This is a genomic window from Pseudomonas sp. F-14 TE3482 (assembly GCF_053629455.1).
On the sequence record NZ_JBRJII010000001.1, the window covers coordinates 5,240,555 to 5,255,390 of the forward strand.

At 60.7% G+C, this 14,836-nt stretch carries 15 protein-coding genes; 8 read left to right on the forward strand and 7 right to left on the reverse strand.

Annotated features, from left to right (window positions below; translation table 11 throughout):
- Positions 1–51: 51 nt before the first annotated feature.
- Together AB7M26_RS23565 and AB7M26_RS23570 are read right to left on the reverse strand one after the other, a co-directional pair.
- Positions 52–558 carry a DinB family protein gene (locus tag AB7M26_RS23565; RefSeq protein ID WP_008070680.1) on the reverse strand — a complete coding sequence of 169 codons (507 nt, stop codon included), beginning with the start codon at positions 556–558 and terminating at the stop codon, positions 52–54.
- Between the two features lie 224 nt (positions 559–782).
- Positions 783–1,901, reverse strand: coding sequence for an NAD(P)/FAD-dependent oxidoreductase (locus AB7M26_RS23570; protein WP_123494372.1), 1,119 nt, complete (start codon positions 1,899–1,901; stop codon positions 783–785).
- A gap of 287 nt (positions 1,902–2,188) precedes the next feature.
- Between AB7M26_RS23570 and AB7M26_RS23575 the strand changes: the two genes are divergently transcribed.
- Positions 2,189–2,485: a DUF2388 domain-containing protein gene (locus AB7M26_RS23575; RefSeq protein WP_008012177.1), complete on the forward strand. Its 297-nt coding sequence runs from the start codon at positions 2,189–2,191 to the stop codon at positions 2,483–2,485.
- Between the two features lie 69 nt (positions 2,486–2,554).
- Here the strand turns inward: AB7M26_RS23575 and AB7M26_RS23580 are convergent, their stop codons facing one another.
- Positions 2,555–3,487, reverse strand: coding sequence for a pyridoxal-phosphate dependent enzyme (locus tag AB7M26_RS23580; protein ID WP_123494136.1), 933 nt, complete (start codon positions 3,485–3,487; stop codon positions 2,555–2,557).
- Between the two features lie 256 nt (positions 3,488–3,743).
- On the opposite strand from AB7M26_RS23580, the gene AB7M26_RS23585 reads away from it, so the two are divergent.
- Complete coding sequence (locus tag AB7M26_RS23585) at positions 3,744–4,403, forward strand: methyltransferase family protein (protein WP_123494371.1); 660 nt, start codon at positions 3,744–3,746, stop codon at positions 4,401–4,403.
- Between the two features lie 126 nt (positions 4,404–4,529).
- Here AB7M26_RS23585 and AB7M26_RS23590 read toward each other — a convergent pair whose 3' ends face one another.
- Positions 4,530–5,192, reverse strand: coding sequence for an HAD-IA family hydrolase (locus tag AB7M26_RS23590; protein ID WP_368731955.1), 663 nt, complete (start codon positions 5,190–5,192; stop codon positions 4,530–4,532).
- 131 nt (positions 5,193–5,323) lie between these two features.
- Complete coding sequence (locus AB7M26_RS23595; RefSeq protein WP_123494134.1) at positions 5,324–5,731, reverse strand: response regulator; 408 nt, start codon at positions 5,729–5,731, stop codon at positions 5,324–5,326.
- A gap of 270 nt (positions 5,732–6,001) precedes the next feature.
- Between AB7M26_RS23595 and AB7M26_RS23600 the strand changes: the two genes are divergently transcribed.
- From AB7M26_RS23600 to AB7M26_RS23615, 4 genes are all read left to right on the forward strand, one after another.
- A complete protein-coding gene (locus AB7M26_RS23600; protein ID WP_123494132.1) occupies positions 6,002–6,535 on the forward strand; it encodes a sigma-70 family RNA polymerase sigma factor in 534 nt (177 codons plus the stop codon).
- The gene (locus tag AB7M26_RS23605; RefSeq protein WP_123494130.1) at positions 6,528–7,064 is read left to right on the forward strand and encodes a FecR family protein; all 537 of its coding nucleotides are present in this window, start codon (positions 6,528–6,530) and stop codon (positions 7,062–7,064) included. Before AB7M26_RS23600 ends, AB7M26_RS23605 begins: the two co-directional genes overlap by 8 nt.
- An 85-nt stretch (positions 7,065–7,149) precedes the next feature.
- Positions 7,150–9,513, forward strand: coding sequence for a TonB-dependent receptor domain-containing protein (locus AB7M26_RS23610; RefSeq protein WP_429386416.1), 2,364 nt, complete (start codon positions 7,150–7,152; stop codon positions 9,511–9,513).
- 74 nt (positions 9,514–9,587) lie between these two features.
- The gene (locus tag AB7M26_RS23615; protein WP_123494126.1) at positions 9,588–10,526 is read left to right on the forward strand and encodes a class I SAM-dependent methyltransferase; all 939 of its coding nucleotides are present in this window, start codon (positions 9,588–9,590) and stop codon (positions 10,524–10,526) included.
- A 124-nt stretch (positions 10,527–10,650) separates the two neighbouring features.
- On the opposite strand, the gene AB7M26_RS23620 is transcribed toward AB7M26_RS23615, so the two are convergent.
- Entirely contained in the window at positions 10,651–11,424 is a 774-nt protein-coding gene (locus tag AB7M26_RS23620) for a helix-turn-helix transcriptional regulator (protein WP_429386419.1), read from the reverse strand.
- Between the two features lie 111 nt (positions 11,425–11,535).
- Here AB7M26_RS23620 and AB7M26_RS23625 point away from each other — a divergent pair, with 111 nt between their 5' ends.
- Together AB7M26_RS23625 and AB7M26_RS23630 are read left to right on the forward strand one after the other, a co-directional pair.
- Positions 11,536–12,639, forward strand: coding sequence for a polyamine ABC transporter substrate-binding protein (locus AB7M26_RS23625; protein WP_429386422.1), 1,104 nt, complete (start codon positions 11,536–11,538; stop codon positions 12,637–12,639).
- 188 nt (positions 12,640–12,827) lie between these two features.
- Positions 12,828–13,949 (forward strand): DmpA family aminopeptidase, encoded by a 1,122-nt coding sequence (locus AB7M26_RS23630; protein WP_429386425.1) that lies wholly within the window; start codon positions 12,828–12,830, stop codon positions 13,947–13,949.
- A gap of 185 nt (positions 13,950–14,134) precedes the next feature.
- On the opposite strand, the gene AB7M26_RS23635 is transcribed toward AB7M26_RS23630, so the two are convergent.
- Complete coding sequence (locus AB7M26_RS23635) at positions 14,135–14,788, reverse strand: NAD(P)H-dependent oxidoreductase (protein WP_123494118.1); 654 nt, start codon at positions 14,786–14,788, stop codon at positions 14,135–14,137.
- Positions 14,789–14,836 lie beyond the last annotated feature (48 nt).

Genomic DNA, 14,836 nt, shown 5'->3' on the forward strand with positions numbered 1-14,836 from the left:
CCTCGCCACAGGTCGCTCCCACAGGGATTTGCTTGCGCAGGGGAACTCAACTCAATACCCCGGAACCTCGCGCAGAAACACCGGCAGATCAGTGATCGGCGGCAGGGCCGGAATCTCGACGTACATCTGGACCACCCAGCCTCGGTGATAACTGGCGTGGTTGACCACATGCAACAGCATCGCGCCGGCGCTCATGACCCCGCTTTCCCCCGCGACGGAGGTGAATTCGATGGGTTGATCCAGCGAATCGTCGGTCTGGGCCGCACTCCATCCACAGAACCATTGATCGATCTCCTGTTGCGCCATTCGCAGCTCGGGGAGTTCGGTATGGAGCAGGTCATGTGAGGTTTTGAAGTCGTGCCCTCGGCCCTCCAGGTGGGCTTGCCAGATGCAGTCCACCACGTAGATATGGTTCAAGGTGCCGATGATGTTGTTGAACACCGACACCCGTTTGCGGTTGAGCTCTTCCGGTGGCAGCGCCATGAGGCTGTCAAAGAGTCGCTGATCGGCCCAGTGCCTGTAATCGGCGAGCATGCGGGCAGTGCGTACGTTGATCATCAGAGGTCTCCCATGAGGATGGGCGCATTGCCAAGAATAGCCCTCGCGGTGAATGGCATCGCAGACACTGATAACCGGCACCTTCACGACGACCTGTGTAGCAGCTGGCGAAGCCTGCGTTCGGCTGCGCAGCAGTCGTAAAACCTGCCCATGCGGTTTACCTGATAGACCGCAGTGCCTGAATTCACGACTGCTTCGCAGCCGAACGCAGGCTGCGCCAGCTGCTACGAGGAATGCGGAGCGGCTAGTATTTTTACCACCCGGTCGGCCAGCGCCAGGCAACTGGTCAGCCCCGGCGATTCGATGCCGAACAGGTTGACCAGCCCCGGCACGCCATGCACATCCGGGCCGCTGATGATGAAGTCTGCGGCCGGTTCGCTCGGCCCGCTGATCTTCGGGCGAATCCCGCTGTAGGCCGGTTGCAGGCTGTTATCGGGCAATGCCGGCCAGTAACGCCGGATCGCCTGATAGAAACCTTCGCTACGGCGGGGATCGACGCGGTAATCGACTTGCTCGACCCATTCGACATCCGGCCCGAAACGCGCCTGACCGCCCAGGTCCAGGGTCATGTGCACGCCCAGCCCGGCGCTTTCCGGTGCCGGGTAAACCAGATGCCGGAACGGCGCCCGGCCGCTGAAACTGAAGTAACTGCCCTTGCACAGCCAGGCCTTGGGAACGTGCTGCGCTGGCAAGCCTTCGATCCGGCTCGCCACGTCAGGCGCGGACAATCCCGCGCAGTTGATCAACTGACGACAGCTCAACGTCATCGGCTGGGCTCCACCCATGTGCAACTCGAAACCGTGCCCGGTGCAACGGGCCGATTCCAATGGCGTGTGAAAGGCTATCGAAGTACCGCACGCTTCAGCATCTGCCTGAAGCGCCAGCATCAGGGCATGGGAATCGACGATGCCGGTGGACGGCGACCAGAGTGCGGCAACACAGGATAACGCCGGTTCAAGCGCCCGCGCCTGCCCGGCATCCAGCCATTGCAGGTCATCGACACCGTTGCGCCGCCCCTGCTCCAGCAATGCTTGCAAGGCATGGCACTGACGTTCATCGGTGGCCACGATCAGCTTGCCGATACGCCGGTAATCGACGCCGCGTTCATCACAGAAGGCGTACAGCCGTTGCCTGCCCTCCACGCACAATTGCGCCTTGAGACTGCCGCTCGGGTAATAGATACCGGCGTGGATCACTTCCGAATTACGCGAGCTGATGCCCACGCCAATCCCCTCGCCCGCCTCGACCAGAATCACTTCTCGCCCGATCCGCGCCAAAGCCCTGGCCACCGCCAGCCCGACCACACCGGCCCCGACCACCACGCATTCGATATCGACGCTCACCTGCCCTCCACCCATTCAAGCCATCCCTCGCTCCCGATGATCGACCACGCTGGAGATTATCGCCAGCATGCCCATGAAGATCCCGTCACGGGTTACCTACGGTCTATGTAGGGTCGGGTGTTCGTCAGATACCACGATCCGGCTGCGTGATCAGTGCCTGACTATGGCGCAACCGTGCGGTTCTGAGCGCTCATCTGTGCCTATATCGAATCGGCAGGGAACTCCTGAGCGCTGCCAGGCATCCTAAACTATGTGTTACTTCCTTTCCGCTTTCGGAGGACGCCGTCATGCGCCGTCTGTTGCTCATATCTTCACTAGTGCTTTGTTTGCCCGTTGGTTCGGCCATGGCCGATGTAGATGCAAAAGATGTCGCCACTTCGGCCGGGGTCTCCGCATCGCTGTACTCGACGTTCAAGGATGACAAAATCGTGATTCCCGCACGGGATGATGCCTCTAGCTTCGTGGCGAGTGGCGGTACGATTCGCGGCGTTTATCTGGAGTCGGTGCTGAAGGAAATTCGACAGAATCATCCCGACCTCAAGGCAAGCGATGAGGACCTGGCCAAAGCGATCCTCGCTCAATAAAGTCCAGTCAGTCGCTGAAACCTGTAAAAGTCAGCCGTGGGGCTCGCAACACGGGATAGTGTTCGGGCCCTAGGTTGCTTGCGCCCCAGCGGACAGGCGCGCCCAGCCGGCGACCAATTGCGCGCTGATGCTGACGCCGCCGCACACCACAATCACCACATCATGGGCCTCGGCGATCGCCGGATGGTCGAGGTACGCCACCGCCAATGAAACGCCGCACGCCGGCTCGACCAACTGACGCAAGTCGTTGGCGTAACGGACCACGCCCATGATCGCCTCATCATCGCTGAGCACCACGCATTCGTGCGCGAAGTCGAGAATGTGCTGCACCGGCCAGGCTGCCACCTGCGCCGCGCCAAGTGACGTGGCGACGGTATCGATGCGCGGCAATCTGACCGGGTGGCCGGCACTCACGGCGGCCGCGAAAGACGCTGCGCCCTGGGTTTCGCACGCAACGATTCGACAATCCATGCGCTGATGACGAATCAGTCCAGTGAGCAGGCCCGCCAGCAACCCTCCGCCGCCCACCGACGTCACCAACACATCGACCTGAGGACAGTCCTCGAGAATTTCATCGATCATCGTGCTGTGCCCTTCCCACAGCACCGGATGATCGAAGGCAGGCACGTATTCGGTGTCCGCGCCCTTTGCGAGTTCTTTCGCCCGTTGATTGGCTTCGTCCCAGACCTTGCCATGAACGATCACCTCGGCACCGACTTTCCTGATCCTGGCGCGGGTGGTTTCCGGGGTGGTGTTCGGCACCACGATGCAGGCTTTCAGCCCAAGGCTGGCGGCGGCCACGGCGGTGGCCAACCCGGCGTTACCCCCGGAAGGACAGACCACTTTACGCTTGCCCTGCTCCGCGGCCTGACTGCACAGCAGGCCCATGCCGCGCAGTTTGAACGAGCCGCTGGGTTGCAGGTTTTCCAGCTTGAGCCAGATTCGCCGGGTCGGTGTTGACAGGCCTGGGTGCAGAATCAGGGGCGTTCTGATGTGAAGCATCGTGTGCTCCTTGTGACGCTCCCGGCCCAGCGAAATGTTCAACGCGCCGGGAGTGAATAGATAGAATCATCCTTATCCAAGCTTAGTTCACCCAGCCCGGCGGCTATCGTTGTGGCGATAACGCGGTACCGCGTCGAATGACCGAACAACCACTGTCGCAGGCTGCGATCTTTTGATTTTTGAGCGATATTGTCAGGGGCAAAATCAAAAGATCGCAGCCTTCGGCAGCTCCTACATGTCCTTTGCGAAGTCAGTCATGAAAATCTCTGCCAAACTCGCGTTTTTCGCCCTCGTCAGCACCCTTGCCTACCTCGCTCTGGCGGTAGTCGGGCTGGGCGGGTTGGCAGCTTTTTTCTCGCACCCGCCGCTGGTGGTCATTGCGTTTGCAACCCTGGTGATGGCGATCGTGTCTTTGTTCAGCGAGGGCAACCTGAGCTCCGGCGAACGTGAAGACCGGGCCAATCGCTGGGTATTGCCGGTTTTCGGGGTACTTGGGCTGTTGAGTGGGTACCTGCCAGCCTATACCGACCGGATCGACTTCTGGACCTTCGGTGGCGAGGGCGTGCGTTGGCTGGGCGCGCTGTTGTTCATCGGCGGCGGCGCACTGCGGATGTGGCCGGTGTTTGTATTGGGCAAACGCTTCAGCGGTCTGGTGGCGATTCAGCCGGGGCACCGCCTGGTCACCGACGGGATTTATCGGACCTTGCGCAACCCCAGTTACCTGGGGCTGCTGATCAATGACGTGGGCTGGGCGCTGGCCTTTCGCTCCGGCGTCGGGTTGCTTCTTGTGGCGCTGACGTTGATCCCGCTGATCGCCCGCATTCGCTCCGAAGAAGCGCTGTTACGCGCGCAGTTTGGCAGTGAATATGAGGCTTATTGCAACAGGACTTGGCGGTTGATTCCCGGGGTTTACTGACTCACATCAATCATTGTGGGAGCCGAGCTTGCTCGCGATGGGGCCTCTGCGGTCTGCCAAGGGATTTATGTTGTCTGTGCCGACGCCATCGCGGGCAAGCCCAGCTCCCACAGGGGACGCGGTCGATCAGAAAGAATGCAGGCAGATTCGACCATCGGCGTCCACACGGGCCTCGACCAAGTCGTAGCTGGCCAGGGTGGCGTGCGGGGTCTGGAGCGGATGAACATGGGTCGCGGTGATGACCATGACGTGGCCGCCCGCCGCTTCACCAGCACGAATCCCCACGGCGGCATCTTCGAAGATCAGGCACTCGGTGGGCTCGACCCCTAACCGACTGGCGGCCAGCCGATACCCCGCAGGGTCGGGTTTGCCGGCGCTGACGTCTTCGGCGGTGACCATCACCAAAGGCTCGGGAATGCCTGCCGCCGCCATTCGGCGCAGGGCCAGCGCCCGTGGTGCGGAGGTGACGATGGCCCATTGATTGGCGGGCAGCGACTTGAGGAAACTCGCCGCGCCGGCCACTTCGACAATCCCTTCCACATCCTCGATTTCCGCTTCGGTGATCCACGCGGCTTCAGCTTCCGCGTCCACCCCGGGCAAGGCCAGACGAGTGATAGTGTCGATGGCGCGTACGCCATGGATGGTCGGCAGGAAGGTATCGACATCAACACCGTGGCGCAGGGCCCAGGTGGTCCAGATCCGCTCGGCGGCGGCGATGGAGTTGAGGACAGTTCCGTCCATATCGAACAGAAAGGCGCGGTACGACGTGTTGAACACGGATGCTGACAAAGGGCGATTTCCAGAACCAGGCGAATGTTGTCAGGCAAATGTACATCACTCACGCAGGAGCTGCCGCAGGCTGCGATCTTTTGATTTTGCTTTTAGAACGAAGATCAAAAGATCGCAGCCTTCGGCAGCTCCTACACGGTCCGGTTCGAATGCAGGGCGTTTTGCACACAATCGAGCAATTGCCCCACCGCCCAGGGTTTCTTGATGAACGCAACCGGATGCTTGACCCCGGAGCTTTTCGGGGTTTCGAAGCCGGACATGATCATGATCGGTTTGTCTGGCCAACGGTCGCCGAACTGATTGGCCAGGTCCGCGCCATTGAGTTTGCCCGGCATGGTGATGTCCGTCAGCAACAGTCCTACCTCCGGCGCGTGCTGCTCCAGAAACTGCGACGCGGCGTCCGCGCTGATCTTTGGTTCAACCGCAAAGCCCTCCTCCTGAAGAATTTCGCAAAGAAACTCCAGAATCAACGGGTCGTCCTCCACCACAAGAATCAATCCGTCAGACAAGTGCGCGCCCGCCGTTGATACTGGACCCATGACTGTGCCACTCCCTGATTACGTAAAAAGTTCGCAGGCTCAAATCCGCCACCTACAGGTATGAGCAGCGGACTTCGTGGAAATTCATTTTTGATACAACCGGACGACGAAATCGGGCGAACTGCAAGCCTTGAGCCCTGTATCGATACGATGTTCAGCGAGTCCTTGCTCTTGCGTTCGCATCAGACTTGAACGTCGCGCAGCAACATGACAGCATTCGCAATTGCAACAACTTCCCATTTGCGAATTATCTTCGTTCGAGGTTTCGTCGTGTCGGGTCAGTCCGCTTCGTCTCTTTCCGAGCTTTACCGTGGGCATCATGGCTGGCTGTTCGGCTGGCTGCGCAAAAAGCTCGGCTGCCCCGACAATGCCGCTGACATGGCCCATGACACCTTCGTCAAACTGCTGGGCCTGGATGCTTTGCCGACATTGCAGGAACCACGGGCCTATCTGCTGGTGGCAGCCAATCGTCTGTTGATCAATCAGTATCATCGCCGCCGGGTCGAAGAAGAAACCCTTCGCAGCATGGTCGTTCTACTCGATCAGCAGACCCAACAAGGCCCGGAACAGATCATTGCCGTGCGCCAATTGCTCGGCAAAGTTCTGCTGCTGTTGCTCGAAGAACTGGAAGAGAAACCGCGCAAGGCTTTTCTGATGGCGCGTGTCGATGGCTGTTCCTATGCCGAAATTGCCAGACACCTTCAGGTCTCCGAAAGCAGCGTCAAGCAGTACCTGGCGAAGTCGCTCGCACACTGCCATGCCCGTTTGTTCGACGCGTTGCCCGAGGGGTTGAGCAATGACTGAAAGCCTCACCCAGGATCAGATCCGCGAGCAGGCGGCCCATTGGCTGGTGCGTCTGGACGAGGCGCCCTCAGCTGAAGTTCTGGCCGAATTCAACGCTTGGCATGCTGCCGATGCGCGCCACGCGCAGCTGTTCGAACAACTTCAGCAGCTTTGGCAATCCTTCTCTCCACCACCAAAAGCCCGGCGCCGTCGTGCCCACCTGATGGGCGCAGCTCTGGTGTTACCGGCGGCGATCGCCGTCGGCCAGTGGCTGCCCGTGCAGAGCTGGATGGCGCCCGCCACGCAGGCAACCGCTTCGCTCCCCGCCCGGCTGATTTTCCACGACAGGCCGCTGCCCGAAGTACTGGCCGAAATTGATCGGCATCGTCGGGGAGTTATCTGGGCGTCAGATGCGCAATTGCAAACCCTGCGCTTCACCGGCGTGCTGCCCGCGCAAGACAGCGATGCCGCACTGGCCTTGTTGCAGGCGGCCTTGCCGATTCGTATCGAGACTTACAGCAAATACCTGGTGCAGGTGCGGCAGCGCTGAGCAAAAAAAATCTTCAAGACAACTGCCCGATTTCATTTCAGCCCGGTCATTGGAGTTAATACAGTCGATTCCATGAGCAACAACAATGACCCACCAGACCTTCTCCCTCTTTCGCCTGAGCGCTCTGGCACTTGCCTTGGGCTGCGCCGTTCCGGCCTTCGCCGACTCCGCGACAGACACCTATCACTTCGAACTGGGGAACCAGCCGCTGGACACGGCACTGACGGCACTGGCTACGCAGACCGGGCTGTCGATCGGCGTCGACGCGGCGCTGCTGCGTGGCAAAACAGCGCCGTCACTCAAGGGCGATTACAGCACCGAACAGGCACTCAATAGCCTGTTGCGCGACAGTGGCCTGCAATGGCGCTTCAGCGGAAAAAACAGCGTCACGCTACAACCGGCTCCGGTGCCGCTGGAACTGCGCAGCGGTTCGCTGTCACTGTCCGACACCGTGGTGTCCGCCACACGCAGCGAGGCCAGCATCGCCTCGATTCCCGGCACCGTGCAGTTGATTCAGGCAAAGGAGATCGCGCAACAATCCGCTGCCGGGCGCAAAGTGGCCGATATTCTCGGCACGCTGGTGCCCGGTCTGGCGCCCTCCTCCGGCACCATGAGCAACTACGGCCAGACCATCCGCGGGCGTAACGTGCTGGTGCTGATCGATGGTGTTTCGCAGAACGCCAGTCGCGACGTTTCACGCCAGCTCAACAGCATCGCGCCGTCGAGTATCGAACGCATCGAGGTGGTCTCCGGTGCCAGCAGCCTCTATGGTGCGGGCGCCTCGGGCGGCATCATCAACGTCATCACCAAGCGTAACGAGGGGCAATCCCTGGCGATGAGCAGCCGCGTAGGGCTCAGCACCGCCGACAACCTCAATCGCAAAGGTTTTGCCTACGAAGTGTTCCAGAGCGTGACCGGGCGCCAGAACGCCTTCGACTGGTACGTGTCCGCCGACCTGTTGCAACGCAACGACCAGTTCGACGGCAACGGCAACCGCATCGCCCAGGAAGCGTTTCAGGGCAGCAACATGGACACCGAGAGCCATGACCTGCACGCCAGATTCGGCTTCGATCTGGATGACGATCGACGCCTGAGTCTGTCGGTGCAGGAATATGAGGACAAGCAAGACACCGGCTATGTGGCCGGTTCTCGCAATGGCGAGTCAGTGGCGATCAAAGGGTTGCAGTTGAGCGACCAGCCGTTCACCCATAACCAGGCGGTGAACTTCAATTACAGCGATCGCGATCTGTTCGGCCAGCACTTGATGGTGGAAAGCTACTGGCGCAAACAGCAGGCACGGTTCTTCCCCTACAACTGGGGTGCCAACGCCGGGGTCGTGGCTTCCGAGAGCGAAGCCGATGTCTATGGCCTGCGCACCGCCGTGGAAAGCACCCTGCCCTCGATTGGCAGCGCCACCGGCAACTTGGTCTGGGGCGCTGACTTCGAGAACGAACAAATCAGCCAGCAGGGCGACCGTTATCGCGTCGACGGCTTGGCCTACACGCCGACAGGCCAGCGCTATGCATTCGGCCCGGACATTGAGACCAACACCACGGCGCTCTTCGCTCAATCGAGCTGGGATATCGGCGACTGGACCCTGCGCGGCGGTGCGCGGCACGAGTGGATTCACAGCGACGTCGCCGACAGCGTCGCCTTCGGTGGCATCTGGCAAGCAGGCGTGACTGAGGTGCTGCCCGGCGGCACGCTGAAGTACGAAGACACCCTCTACAACCTCGGTGCGGTCTACCACATCAGCAGTGCGCAGGATGTGTTCGTCAACTTCAGCCAGGGCTTCTCGCTGCCCGATGTGCAGCGCTTCCTGCGTGATGTGCGCGGCAGTTACAACATCCAGGACCTCAACGCTCAGGCGATCAAGGTCGACAGTTACGAACTCGGCTGGCGCGGTGACTGGGAGTCGTTGCAGGCCAACGTCACGCTGTTCGAGAACCGCTCGGACGTGACGCAGTACTACGACTCCGTCACCCGTGCGCAACGGTTGATCGATCAGAAAGAACGCGTGCGCGGTGTCGAGACCAGCCTGACTTATCACCTCGATCAAGCCTGGTCGCTGGGCGGAACCTACGCCTGGACCAAAGGTGAAACCCGTCAGAACGGCGAATGGTTCGACCTGCCGGCCACGCGCATCTCACCGGCCAAAACCACCGCCTTCGCTGCCTATGAGCAAGAAGACTACAACCTGCGGTTGCAGGCGATGCGCCTGGACAGCTACGACGCCGGCTTCAAGGATGGAAACGGCCGTAAAATCGAAGGCTATACCACGGTCGACCTGCTGGCCGGCGTGGAATTGCCGGTGGGCAAACTGGACATGGGCGTCTACAACTTGAGCGATCGCAACTACGAAACGCTCTACATGCAAGCCAATGCGGCCGCGCCTTACCCTCATGCCGAAGGGCGTCGATTGGCGGTCAGCTATTCGGTGGATTGGTAAACGCGCGCCGTTCGTTCGTGGGGGGCGAATTGTGGTTAAAATGCCGCCCCCCCATGCATGGCCGACTTTGCCCGATGAACCCAGATGCCCTCTCCGTCCTCCACGACCATTTGCTGACTGCGCTTGCGGCAGCGCCCGCCGAAACCCGTCGGCTGTTCCACGGCCGTGGCCGCTGCTGGCCGGGGCTGGAGCAATTGACCGTCGACTGGCTGCAAGGCGTGGTGCTGGTCTGCGTGTTCAAGGAACCGCAAGCGTCGCAACTGGACGATTTGAAGCAGCGGCTGATGGCGATCACGCAGTCGCCTGCATGGGCGACATCCGGCGCGCATACCTTGCTGCTGCAACATCGATACCTGCCGGAAAGCACCACCGAATGGCTGCTAGGGGAGCCGATCGACGAGATGACAATCACCGAGGGCGGCCTGCATTATCGCGTGGACCTGGGCCGCAAACAGAACACCGGCCTGTTCCTCGACATGCGCTACGGCCGCGATTGGGTGCGGGCCAATGCTGATGGCAAGCGGGTGTTGAACCTGTTCGCCTATACCTGCGGGTTTTCGGTGGCCGCCATTGCGGGTGGCGCTACGCATGTGGTCAATCTGGACATGGCTCGCTCGGCCCTGAGCCGTGGCCGCGACAATCATCGGCTCAATGGGCATGACTTGAGCAAGGTGAGTTTTCTCGGCCATGACCTGTTCAAGTCCTGGGGCAAGGTGATCGGCAAGGGCCCATATGACCTGGTGATCATCGACCCGCCGTCCTTTCAGAAAGGCAGTTTTCTGCTGACCAAGGATTACCAGCGCGTGCTGCGCCGCCTGCCGGAATTGCTCAGCCCTCAGGGCACGGTGCTGGCTTGCATGAACGATCCGGCTTTTGGGGCGGACTTCCTCATCGACGGCGTCACCCGCGAAGCGCCGAGCTTGCGGTTTGAGCAGCGGTTGGAGAATCCGCCAGAGTTTCCCGATGCCGATGTTGAGTGCGGGTTGAAGGCGCTGGTGTTCAAGCTGGGGTAGTTGCAGATCAAAAGATCAAAAGATCGCAGCCTTCGGCAGCTCCTACGGGGGTTGGGTACACCCATTACATTGAGGTTGCATACGGTAAATGTAGGAGCTGGCGAAGCCTGCGATCTTTTGACGTTCAACGCGGCTGCAACACCAGCGCAAACAACTCTCCATGCCCACTCACATTGAGCTTGTGATAGAGATTGCGCCGATGCACCTTCACCGTTTCCGGGGAAATACCCAGTTGCTGGGCGATGGCTTTGCTGGAGAAGCCCTGGAGAATCAGCCGCGCCGTTTCGACTTCGCGCACCGACAAACGCGCATCGAAGCGATCCAGCAGGGTCGCCAAGTCGCCAGCCACGGCCTCGGCGGTCGGCCCTTCCGGGGGCATCAGTTGCAGGTGACGGCGCATGGCCGCCAGCACCCAATCACGCACACACAGCAGACGGCCCTGCTCTTCAAGGGTGAACGTCGTCGAGCGCCCCAACGATAAACCGAGCACCGCACCGTCGACGTTGACCATGAACTGCAACTCGTCGCGACCCACCACCGAGTGGAAGTAGCTCAGGTAATACTCGCTCTGCTGAAACTGGTCGGGAGCCACGGCGGCCAGGCTGTGCAAGCCATCGGCAATACCGGCACAAGCGGCCTGGTAGAACGGATCGAGCAGGTACATGCCGGCGCTGTAGTCCGCCAGTTCTTCATGCTCGTCGGCGCCGCCCTTGGAGTCGAAATCAATCAGCAGCCGTGGCACCCGCCCCGATCGCATTACCGCGACCAACGCGTTATCCAGCGGCACCAATAGCCGTAGCGTGTCCACCAGCGCACGCCAGAACCCGTCCTGACCCAACGCCGCAAAGACCCGCGCCAGCCCCTGGTGCACCGGCAATTCCTTGAGCAACGCGTCCACGCCCTACCCCTTTCGAGTAACCCATGATGGGAATGGGTGAGTCCCCCGCCTGCCGATACGCTGCAAGCACCTGATCATCACCGGCCTGCAGCAGGCCAGGAGTGCCGCATCATGAGTTGTCATCGCTCGCATATCAACCTGGGACTGGGCGCCTGTTTGTGCGCTTCACTCTCGGCGGTCGCCGCTGACGCCCCCACCGTGAACGTCTACAACTGGTACGACTACATCGGCCCCGACACCTTGCAGGATTTCAAGCGCGACACCGGGATCCAGCCGGTTTACGACACCTTCGACAGCGCCGAAGTCCTGGAAGGCAAACTGCTGACCAGCCGCAGCGGTTACGACGTGGTGGTGGCCAGCAACTTCAGCCTGCCGACACTGATCAAGGCCGGGGCGCTTGCCCCCCTGCCTCGCGCGCAAATGCCTGACTACAAAAACATGGATACCGCGCTGCTGGCGAAACTGGCCAACAACGATCCGGGTAACCAGTACGCTGTGCCGTATCTATGGGGCACCAACGGCATCGGCTACAACGTCGACAAAGTCCGCGCCGCCTTGGGCGACAAGGCGTCGGTGGACTCCTGGGAGCTGGTGTTCAACGAAGCGAACCTGGCCAAGCTCGGCGAGTGCGGCGTGGCGATGCTCGACTCGCCTTCGGAGATGCTGCCGGTCGCGCTGCATTACCTGGGCCTGCCGCCCAACAGCACCAACCCCGAGGACTACAAGAAAGTCCAGGCGCTACTGCTCAAGCTGCGCCCGCACATTGCCTACTTCAATTCTTCAAAATTCATCAGCGACCTGGCCAACGGCAACATCTGCGTGGCGGTGGGTTGGTCCGGCGCGATGCTGGAAGCCAAGACCAACGCCGAACAAGCAGGCAATGGTGTGAAGATCGCCTACAGCCTGCCGAAGGAAGGGGCGCCGGTGTGGTTCGACACTTTGGTGCTGCTCAAGGACGCGCCGCATCCGCAGCAAGGCCTGGCGTTCATCGACTACTTGATGCGCCCCGAAGTCATCGCTCCGGTCTCCGACCATCTGTCTTACCCCAACGGCAACCGCAACGCGACCCGCCTGGTGGCCGAGGCGACTCGCAACAACCCTGCCATTTACCCGCCGGCCGAGGTCTTGGCCAAGCTGTTCACCCTTGAACCTCTGCCCAAGGCGACCGAGCGCGTCCGCACTCGCGTCTGGAGCGCCGTGAAGAACGGTCAGTGATCCTACGCAATCCATGTGGGAGCGGGCTTGCCCGCGAAGAACGATGACGCGTAGTACCTGAAAAACCGCGGTGCATTCTTCGCGGGCAAGCCACGCTCCCACAGGTTCTACGTCGCTCAAATTCCTTAACTTACCTGCATTAACCAATAAGCCTCTTTTTTTCAGACCAATCGAACATGAGAACCACCATGAAACCACGTGCCCGCGACCTGAACATTCAGTTCGGCCAACTGCAACCCGGCCCCCTCAACGCCATCACCGATGTGCCCGGCGTACGGGTCGGCCACAGCAATGTGCGAGGACGAACCGCCAGCGGCCGCGACATCCATACCGGTGTCACGCTGATCGAGCCGCGTGACGGTTCCGCCAATCAACAGCCATGCTTCGCCGGCGTCCATGTGCTCAACGGTAACGGCGATGCCACGGGGCTTGAGTGGATTCGCGAGGCCGGCCTGCTGACCAGCCCGATTGCCTTCACCAACACCCATAGCCTGGGCATCGTGCGCGACGCGCTGATCGTTTTGGATCGTCAGGACCAACCCGACAACGGGCGTCTTTACTGGAACATGCCCGTGGTGCTGGAAACGTTCGACGGCTTGCTCAACGACATCAACGGTTTTCATGTACGTCCTGAACATGTGGCCGAAGCTCTGCACGCAGCCGTCGGCGGCCCGGTCATCGAAGGCGCAGTGGGCGGTGGCAGCGGGATGATCTGTCACGAATTCAAGGGTGGGATCGGCACCGCCTCGCGACGGCTGAATGGTGCTCAAGGAGGCTGGACCGTCGGCGCAATCGTCCAGGCCAACCACGGCATTAGTCACGAATTACGTGTCGACGGTTACCCCGTGGGGCGTTACATGGAGCAGGTCGACTCGCCCTTCCTCAAAGCCTCCCTGCCCCATCCGGGCATGGGCTCCATCGTCGTCTGCCTGGCCACCGACGCGCCTCTTTTGCCACACCAATGCACGCGCCTCGCGCAACGTGCCAGCCTCGGCCTGGCTCGCACCGGTGGCGGCAATGAAGACCACAGCGGCGACATTTTCGTGGCCTTCGCCACCGGCAATCAGCACGTGCCGCCAGCAGCTTATGAAGGCAAAGGCGCCCCCACCTGCGACCACCTGAGGATGGTCAACAACGACCACATCAGCGAGCTGTTCCTGGCCGCCACCGAAGCCGTAGAAGAAGCCATCATCAACGCCCTGTTGGCCTCGAACACCACCGAAGGCAACGGCCATACGGTGCCGGGCCTGGATGCCAACACCTTGCTCAAAGCGCTGCGCCAGGCCGGTTGGCCGGGGGGATTAGACTAATGGTACTTGAGTGCCAGCCACCGGCTTCTTACGATATTGGTACGTAGCGGTTGGAGGTTTAAAGCCGTTGCGTAGGTGGTGAGTGAACTGAACCCCAATAAGCTCACCACTTGTTTCATGCGCATCTTGAGCCTCTGGCTCTACTTCCTCCCCATCAAAGAGCTTTGAGGCTCTTTTTTTGTCTGTCAAAAAGCATTGGCGCTGGCCGGTTGGCAAAGATGAACATCCCGGGCCGCGTCGCTGCATCTGGATGCACCGAAAAGATCACGACCGATCACCCACGCAGCCTCCAGGTGAACCGTCGGCTCCTGGATTTCCGAGTCGAGCAGCAGCTCGGACGTCACAACGCTGGCACCGCAATAATCGAAGATCCCATGGTCGATCTGCGTTTTCATGGCATCGGCATAACCATGGCGTGCATAGGTTCCCGCGTCGGCGCCACCAACGCCCACAAGATGAACCTGCAGATGGCGAAGCTTCTTCTCCAACTTGGCATCCGCACTGAAATCGAATGCCCAGCCATTGGCGAACACCCGATCGATCCAGCCTTTGAGCAGCGCCGGCATCGACCACCAATAAACCGGATACACCAGCACCAGCGCATCGGCGCCATCGATTCTCGCCTGCTCGGCGGCCACATCGGCGGGGGGCGGTGCTTCCCGATGATGGACGGCGAGATCGGCCGCGCCGAACCTCGGATCGAATCCTTGCGCCCAAAGGTCCGCGATCTCGAAAGAGTTATCGGAATCAGCTGCGCAGACACCTTCGCCGATCTGCCTGGCGAGGCTATGGGTGAGCGACTGTAGATCATGGTGAGCGACAACAATGAGTGCGTGCATGTCGAAAACTCCTGCTACGGAATGAGTGATTGAGGGCTAGAGACGAGC

What these genes read in the sequence shown, in the direction of transcription:
- AB7M26_RS23565 (WP_008070680.1), bottom strand. Translation starts at nt 558, where the DNA reads ATGATCAACGTACGCACTGCCCGCATGCTCGCCGATTACAGGCACTGG.
- AB7M26_RS23575 (WP_008012177.1), top strand. Translation starts at nt 2,189, where the DNA reads ATGCGCCGTCTGTTGCTCATATCTTCACTAGTGCTTTGTTTGCCCGTT.
- AB7M26_RS23610 (WP_429386416.1), top strand. Translation starts at nt 7,150, where the DNA reads ATGACCCACCAGACCTTCTCCCTCTTTCGCCTGAGCGCTCTGGCACTT.
- AB7M26_RS23615 (WP_123494126.1), top strand. Translation starts at nt 9,588, where the DNA reads ATGAACCCAGATGCCCTCTCCGTCCTCCACGACCATTTGCTGACTGCG.
- AB7M26_RS23625 (WP_429386422.1), top strand. Translation starts at nt 11,536, where the DNA reads ATGAGTTGTCATCGCTCGCATATCAACCTGGGACTGGGCGCCTGTTTG.
- AB7M26_RS23630 (WP_429386425.1), top strand. Translation starts at nt 12,828, where the DNA reads ATGAAACCACGTGCCCGCGACCTGAACATTCAGTTCGGCCAACTGCAA.
- AB7M26_RS23585 (WP_123494371.1), top strand. Translation starts at nt 3,744, where the DNA reads ATGAAAATCTCTGCCAAACTCGCGTTTTTCGCCCTCGTCAGCACCCTT.
- AB7M26_RS23595 (WP_123494134.1), bottom strand. Translation starts at nt 5,731, where the DNA reads ATGGGTCCAGTATCAACGGCGGGCGCGCACTTGTCTGACGGATTGATT.
- AB7M26_RS23605 (WP_123494130.1), top strand. Translation starts at nt 6,528, where the DNA reads ATGACTGAAAGCCTCACCCAGGATCAGATCCGCGAGCAGGCGGCCCAT.
- AB7M26_RS23580 (WP_123494136.1), bottom strand. Translation starts at nt 3,487, where the DNA reads ATGCTTCACATCAGAACGCCCCTGATTCTGCACCCAGGCCTGTCAACA.
- AB7M26_RS23635 (WP_123494118.1), bottom strand. Translation starts at nt 14,788, where the DNA reads ATGCACGCACTCATTGTTGTCGCTCACCATGATCTACAGTCGCTCACC.